Source organism: Streptomyces regalis, from assembly GCF_001509475.1.
GTDB lineage: Bacteria > Actinomycetota > Actinomycetes > Streptomycetales > Streptomycetaceae > Streptomyces > Streptomyces regalis.
The window spans coordinates 88,436-94,435 of record NZ_LLZG01000142.1 but is presented as its reverse complement, the minus strand read 5'-3'; the positions used below and the strand labels follow the sequence as shown (position 1 = coordinate 94,435).

The 6,000-nt window shown below is 66.3% G+C and carries 2 protein-coding genes and 3 pseudogenes; all 5 read left to right on the top strand.

Features of this window, described 5'->3' with window-relative positions:
- Positions 1 to 3,448, top strand: a pseudogene (locus ADL12_RS19600) (golvesin C-terminal-like domain-containing protein); the annotation flags it as partial.
- An 18-nt stretch (positions 3,449 to 3,466) separates the two neighbouring features.
- Entirely contained in the window at positions 3,467 to 4,174 is a 708-nt protein-coding gene (locus ADL12_RS58850; protein WP_482262161.1) for a NucA/NucB deoxyribonuclease domain-containing protein, read from the top strand.
- 97 nt (positions 4,175 to 4,271) lie between these two features.
- On the top strand, positions 4,272 to 4,874 hold the full coding sequence (locus ADL12_RS19595) for a DUF6461 domain-containing protein (protein ID WP_062703965.1): 603 nt from the start codon (positions 4,272 to 4,274) through the stop codon (positions 4,872 to 4,874).
- A gap of 299 nt (positions 4,875 to 5,173) precedes the next feature.
- Positions 5,174 to 5,452: pseudogene (locus tag ADL12_RS58845) on the top strand (golvesin C-terminal-like domain-containing protein); the annotation flags it as partial.
- Between the two features lie 66 nt (positions 5,453 to 5,518).
- Positions 5,519 to 5,821: pseudogene (locus ADL12_RS58840) on the top strand (RHS repeat-associated core domain-containing protein); the annotation flags it as partial.
- Between the last annotated feature and the right edge of the window lie 179 nt (positions 5,822 to 6,000).

Here is a 6,000-nt window from a genome sequence, read left to right as displayed (position 1 = left end):
CGCGGAGAACAACAAGGTGGGCGTGCCGGACCAGACGGCCACCTGTGTGTCGGACACCACCAAGTGGCCGGCGAACGCGGCGAAGTACGAGTACCAGACGCGTGCGGACGGCTTCTCGGCTGACCTGTTCCGCAAGGCCTCCCCGGAGGGCCGCGTCTGGCAGTTCGGCTACGACAGCTTCGGCAACCTGACCTCGGTCACCGACCCGAAGGGAGTCGCCAGTACGGGCACCCCGGACGACTACACCACGCGGCACGAGTACGACGCCTACGGCCAGCCCACCCGGACGATCGACGCCAACGGCAACGCGACCGTCAACAGCGACTTCGGGCCCACCGGCTACCCGGGGAAGATCACCGACGCGCTGGACCACGCCACCTCGTTCGTCTATGACGAGCGCGGCCAGGTCCGAGAGGTGACCGACGCCCTGGGCAAGAAGACCACGCAGACCTACGACGTCTACGGGCGTCCGCTGGTCAACACGGTCCCCAAGGACCAGGCCGCGGGCGTTCTCATCACGACGCCGGCGCAGGTCTACGACGCCAACGACAACGTCACCACAGTCACGGCGCCCAACGGGGCGGTCTCCACGGCGGTCTACGACGCCGCGGACCAGATGACCTCGGCCGCCGAGCCGAAGGACACGGAGACGTCGAACGAGCGGCGGACGGTCTACGCGTACGACAAGGTCGGCAATCTGAAGTCGTCGACGGAGCCCAAGGGCACGCTGACGACGGGCGACACGTCCGACTATGTCACCACTCACATGTACGACGCGATCAACCAGCTCACCTCGGTCGTCAACGCGGCCGGTGACAAGATCTCCTACGAGTACGACAACGTCGGCAACGTCGTCACGGTCGTCGATCCGAAGAAGAACGCGACCGCCGACACCACCGACTACACCACCAAGACCGCCTACGACCTGAACCACAGGGCCACGACGGTCACGGACGCGGCCGGCAAGACCACCAAGCGGTCCTACGACAAGGACTCGCTGGTCGTCTCCACCACGGACGCGGACAACAACACCACGACCGTCACCTACGACGAGCGTGGTCAGCGGACCGAAGTCAAGGTCCCGCACACGGGCACCAGCCCGAACGTCACGTACCGGACGACGAAGTACGGGTACGACCAGGTTGGCAACACCACCAAGGTGATCACCCCGCGTGGCGTCGACACCGCCGACTCGACCGACTTCACGCACCGGAGTGAGTACGACAAGCTGAACCGTCCGGTCAAGCAGTTCCAGCCGTACGACCCGGCGGACGCCCGCTACAACAACCCGAATGTCTACACCCAGACGTTCTACGACGAGGTGGGCCGGGTCTCCAGGACCTCTCTGCCGCCGTCGGCAGGCCAGACTGTCCGCAACGAAACCACCTACACCTACTTCGACAACGGGTGGGCCAAGTCGTCCACGGACCCGTGGGACATCGTCACCACGTTCGACTACAACGACATGGGCCAGCAGACCGCCCGGACCCTGACGTCGGCGGGTGGTTCGTCCAACCGCACGATGGGCTGGTCGTTCTACCCGGACGGCAAGCTCAAGTCCAAGACGGACGACGGTGTTCCGGTCGGCAGCGCCGTGGTGCTCGTCGACAACTCCGACACCCAGAACACCAGCTCCACAGGTAGTTGGACTAAGGGCAGCACCACCGGCCAGCAGGGCTATGACCACGAGGTCCACGCCGCTGGCACGGGGACGGACGCGTTCACCTGGACGCTCAACATCCCCAAGGCGGGCACCTATACCGCCTACGTGAAGTTCCCGCAGGTCGCCGGAGCCGCCTCGACCGCGAAGTACACGGTCACGCATTCCGGCGGCACGACGGACAAGACGATCGACCAGAACACGGCTCCCGGCACCTGGGTTCCGCTGGGATCGTTCGCGTTCGCCCAGGGCAACGCGGCCAAACTCGAGCTCTTCCAGAACACCGGCGGAAAGGCCGTCGCCGACGGCGTGAAGCTGGTGCGCGACAACAGCGGCGAGACGGACACGGAGAAGCACGACTTCTCCTACGCGTACGACGCCAACGGCAACCTCACCTCGATCGACGACACCTCGTCCGGGGCGCGGATCGACGCCTACACCGTCACCTACACCGGCCTCAACCAGGTCCAGAAGGTGACCGAGGCGCTCGCCGGCCAGGAGAAGAAGTCCGTCTCCTACACCTACGACGCCAACAACCAGCCGGAGACGGTCACCCACCCCGACCAGTTCTCGAAGTACACCTACGACCTTCGTGATCTCGTCAGCACGGTGTCGGTCGGCAAGACCCCGACGGACGCCTCTCCCAAGGTCACGTCGTACACCTACACCGACCGTGGTCAGGCGCTGCGTCAGACCAAGGCCAACGGCAACACCGTCGACCACACCTACTTCCTCGACGGTGCGCTGAAGTCCACGACGGAGAAGAAGCCGAACGACACGCTCGTCTCCTCGCACACCTACGCCTACGACGCCAACGGCAACACGGCGCAGGACGTCGCGAGGAAGATGAACGCCGACAACCACGCGGCATACCTCGACTCCACCACGAACTACATCTACGACCCCGTGAACCGGATCGCCCAGGCGGTCAAGACGGGCACAGGTGCGGGAACCGACACGTACGTGCATGACGACAACGCCAACGTCATCAGCCAGACGGTCCAGGGCACGCCGACGACGTTCACGTACGACCGTAACCGGCTGCTGAGCTCGACAGCCGGCGGGACCGAATTCCGTTACAACTACGACCCCTTCGGTCGTCAGGAGTCGGTCACCTCGGGCGGGGCCGTCGTGCAGCGGAGCGTCTACGACGGCTTCGATCACGTCATCGAGTCCCAGAAGCAGGGCGCGGGCGGCGCGATGGAGTCGACCACGTTCACCTTCGACCCGCTCGACCGAACGGCCACGAAGACTGCGGACGGCAAGACGACGACGTTCAATTACCTCGGCCTGTCGGGCGAGGTGCTGAGCGAGGAGGTCGCCGACCGGCTGACCAAGTCGTACCAGTACAGCCCGTGGGGCGAGCGTCTGTCGCAGATCACGCACAACACCGACGGCACGACCGAGGACGGCTACTACGGCTACAACGGTCACTTCGACGTCGAGACCGTCACCGACGGGAACGGCGACACCAAGGCGACCTACGGCTACACGGCGTACGGATCGAGCGACGAGGCGGAGTTCACCGGCCTCGATAAGCCCGACGCCGCGAACCCGGCCAAGGAGCCGTACAACCCGTACCGCTTCAACGCCAAGCGCTGGGACGCCCAGTCCGGCACGTACGACATGGGATTCCGCGACTACAACCCGGGCCTGAACCGCTTCACCACCCGGGACATGTACAACGGCGCCCTGTCGGACATGAGTCTCGGCATCGACCCATACACCAGCAACCGCTACGCCTTCACCGGCGGCAACCCGACCAGCCGGGTCGAGGTAGACGGGCACTTCGCGATCGCGATCCCGGTGATCATCGTCGCGGTCGTCGTTGTGGCCGCGCTGGCGACGGACGAGGTGGCCAGCGAGCAGGCCGGCCGGCCGAGTCTGCTGGACAACTTCGGCGACGCCATCACCTCGACGGCGGAGGGCATCCGGGATGCCGTCGAGCAGGCCAGGCAGGACGACCCGGAGCCGACGCAGACGCCTCGTGGTCCGCGGATCGACACCGGCAGCGACGACGACAGCGGGTCGATTCCTGCGCCGGCGCCGCAGGCCGTCCCCCAGGGGCTGACCGCCCCGCAGTGGGACGAGGCCGTGGACCAGTGCCAGGAGGACCAGGGTCTCAGCGAGGACGAGTGCCGCGATCTGCCGATCTTCGTGGTCGACGGCAAGCGGACACCGCAGATCGCCATCAACGACGCCTCGGCCATCGCCAGCGGAAAGCCATGGCTCCTGCACACCATGCGGGACAAGGCCGCAGCCGAGCTGAACCGTGAACTGGCCGGCTGCAAGGCCGTGTGGACGGGCCCAGGCTCGTGCGACGAGTATCCCTTCGCCTCCACCTTCCAGGGCGGCATCGGTGCCCAGACCATGGGCGTTCCGAAGTGGGAGAACGACCAGCAGGGCCGTGACATGAGTGCGTTCCTCAGTCGGAATCGCATGAAGCGAGGAGACCCATTCCTCGTGTGGGTTATCAATGTCCGTCAGGAGAACGGAAATTGGGTCGCCGACTGACCGGCGGGCCGTTCTGATCACTGATTGACTCGCCTTGAACGGGTCCGTAGAGTCACACCTCCTGCGGACCCGTTCTCATATTCATCGCGAGGTTGCAATGACAGGTCAGGGTGGAGATTTCTCCTGGGTCGCCGAACTCGAGGAGGATTACGTCGTCCCCACGATCTGCCTGGTCGAGGGCATCGACCCGGACGAGGTGATCAGGCGTCTGGGCGCGGATCCCGCGACGGCGAGAAGCATGACGGTCCGCGAGACCGTCGATTTGGCGGCGTCCGGCGAGCGCGAATTCGTCGGCGTGGGGCGAACGGCGGGAATTTCCTGCACGGTCGAGAGCATCGGATATGTCACGGCGGTGCCCGGTGTGCTGCGCGACCTGTCCCGGGGCGGCCGCGCTTTCAGTGTGCGTTTCGACGTGAACGGTGCCGACAGCGTCCACTACGCCGTCGACGGCGACCTGGTCGTGTACGCGGAGCCGCACGGGGTGGTCGAGTCCCTGCGCCCCGAGGACCCTCGCTGGGACGTGGCCTGGAGCGAGGGACTGTTCACCGAGGAGGGCCAGTGGGGGCCGAACGTCCTCGCCCTTGCAGAGAGTGTCATGGGAGCGCCGGTTCGCCCTTCTCTCTTCACCGAGCCGCTGGCGACGGTGGAGCTTCCCTCGGCCGCCCGGTACGCGGGAACGTCCCACTGGGACATCCCCTGAGCCGGAACCCCTGACCCACCCGGCCGTGCGACCCCCGTGCTCCGGTTCCTCCGGACGCGCGGGGGTCGCCGTCGTCGTGGGACTCCCAACGAGCTCGTGCACGGTAGGCAGTGAGGCGTCGAGCTCTTGATCGTCGATCATGGTCGTGGGTGGGGAACGAGGCTCGTGCAGCGATCATCAACGACCGGAGGATCACCGGCCTGTCAGCCGATGTGATCGCTGAACTCGTAGCCGGCATCGGCCCGTTGTGGTACGAACGGCACCAGGCCAAGCTCGCGTCCAGGCCGCGGAAGCGGGCGATGGGTGCCGACGCGAAGCACCGGCTGGTCCTAGTCGACCGGCACCTGGACGAAGGGCGACCTGACCGGCCAGCAGGGCTACGACCACCAGGTCCACGCCGCCGGAACCGGGACCCCGACGCGTTCACCTGGACGCTCAACATCCCCAAGGCCGGCACGTACACGGCCTATGTGAAGTACCCGCAGGTCACCGGCGCCGCGACGGCCGCCAAGTACACCGTCACCAAGTCCGACGGTTCGACCACGGACGTCGTCCGGGAACAGAGCACGGGTGCTGGCACCTGGGTGAGCCTCGGCTCGTTCGCCTTCACCCAGGGCAACGCGGCCAAGCTCCAGCTGTTCCTCGGCTACACCGCCTACGGCGGCGACGACACGTCGGGGTTCACCGGCATCGACAAGCCCGACGCGGCCGACCCGACCAAGGAGGACTACAACCCCTACCGGTTCAATGCCAAGCGCTGGGACGCCCAGTCCGGTACGCACGACATGGGCTTCCGTGACTACAGCCCGGGCCTGAACCGCTTCACCACCCGGGACATGTACACCGGTGCCCTCGCCGACATGAACCTCGGCATGGACCCATACACCGGTAACCGCTACTCCTTCATCGGCAGCAACCCCGCCAGCTTCATCGAATTGGATGGCCACCTCGCCTTCCTTGCCGCGCTGGCGCCTGTGGCAGCGGTCGCGGTCGTCGTGGTCGCGGCCGTGGTCGCGGCGTCAGCCGTGACCGTCGCCGTCGTCGATGCCATCGACACGATCGACGATGCCATCGACGACGCGACCGACGACGACGCCGCCGAGGAGCCGGAGCCGGGTCCGACCTG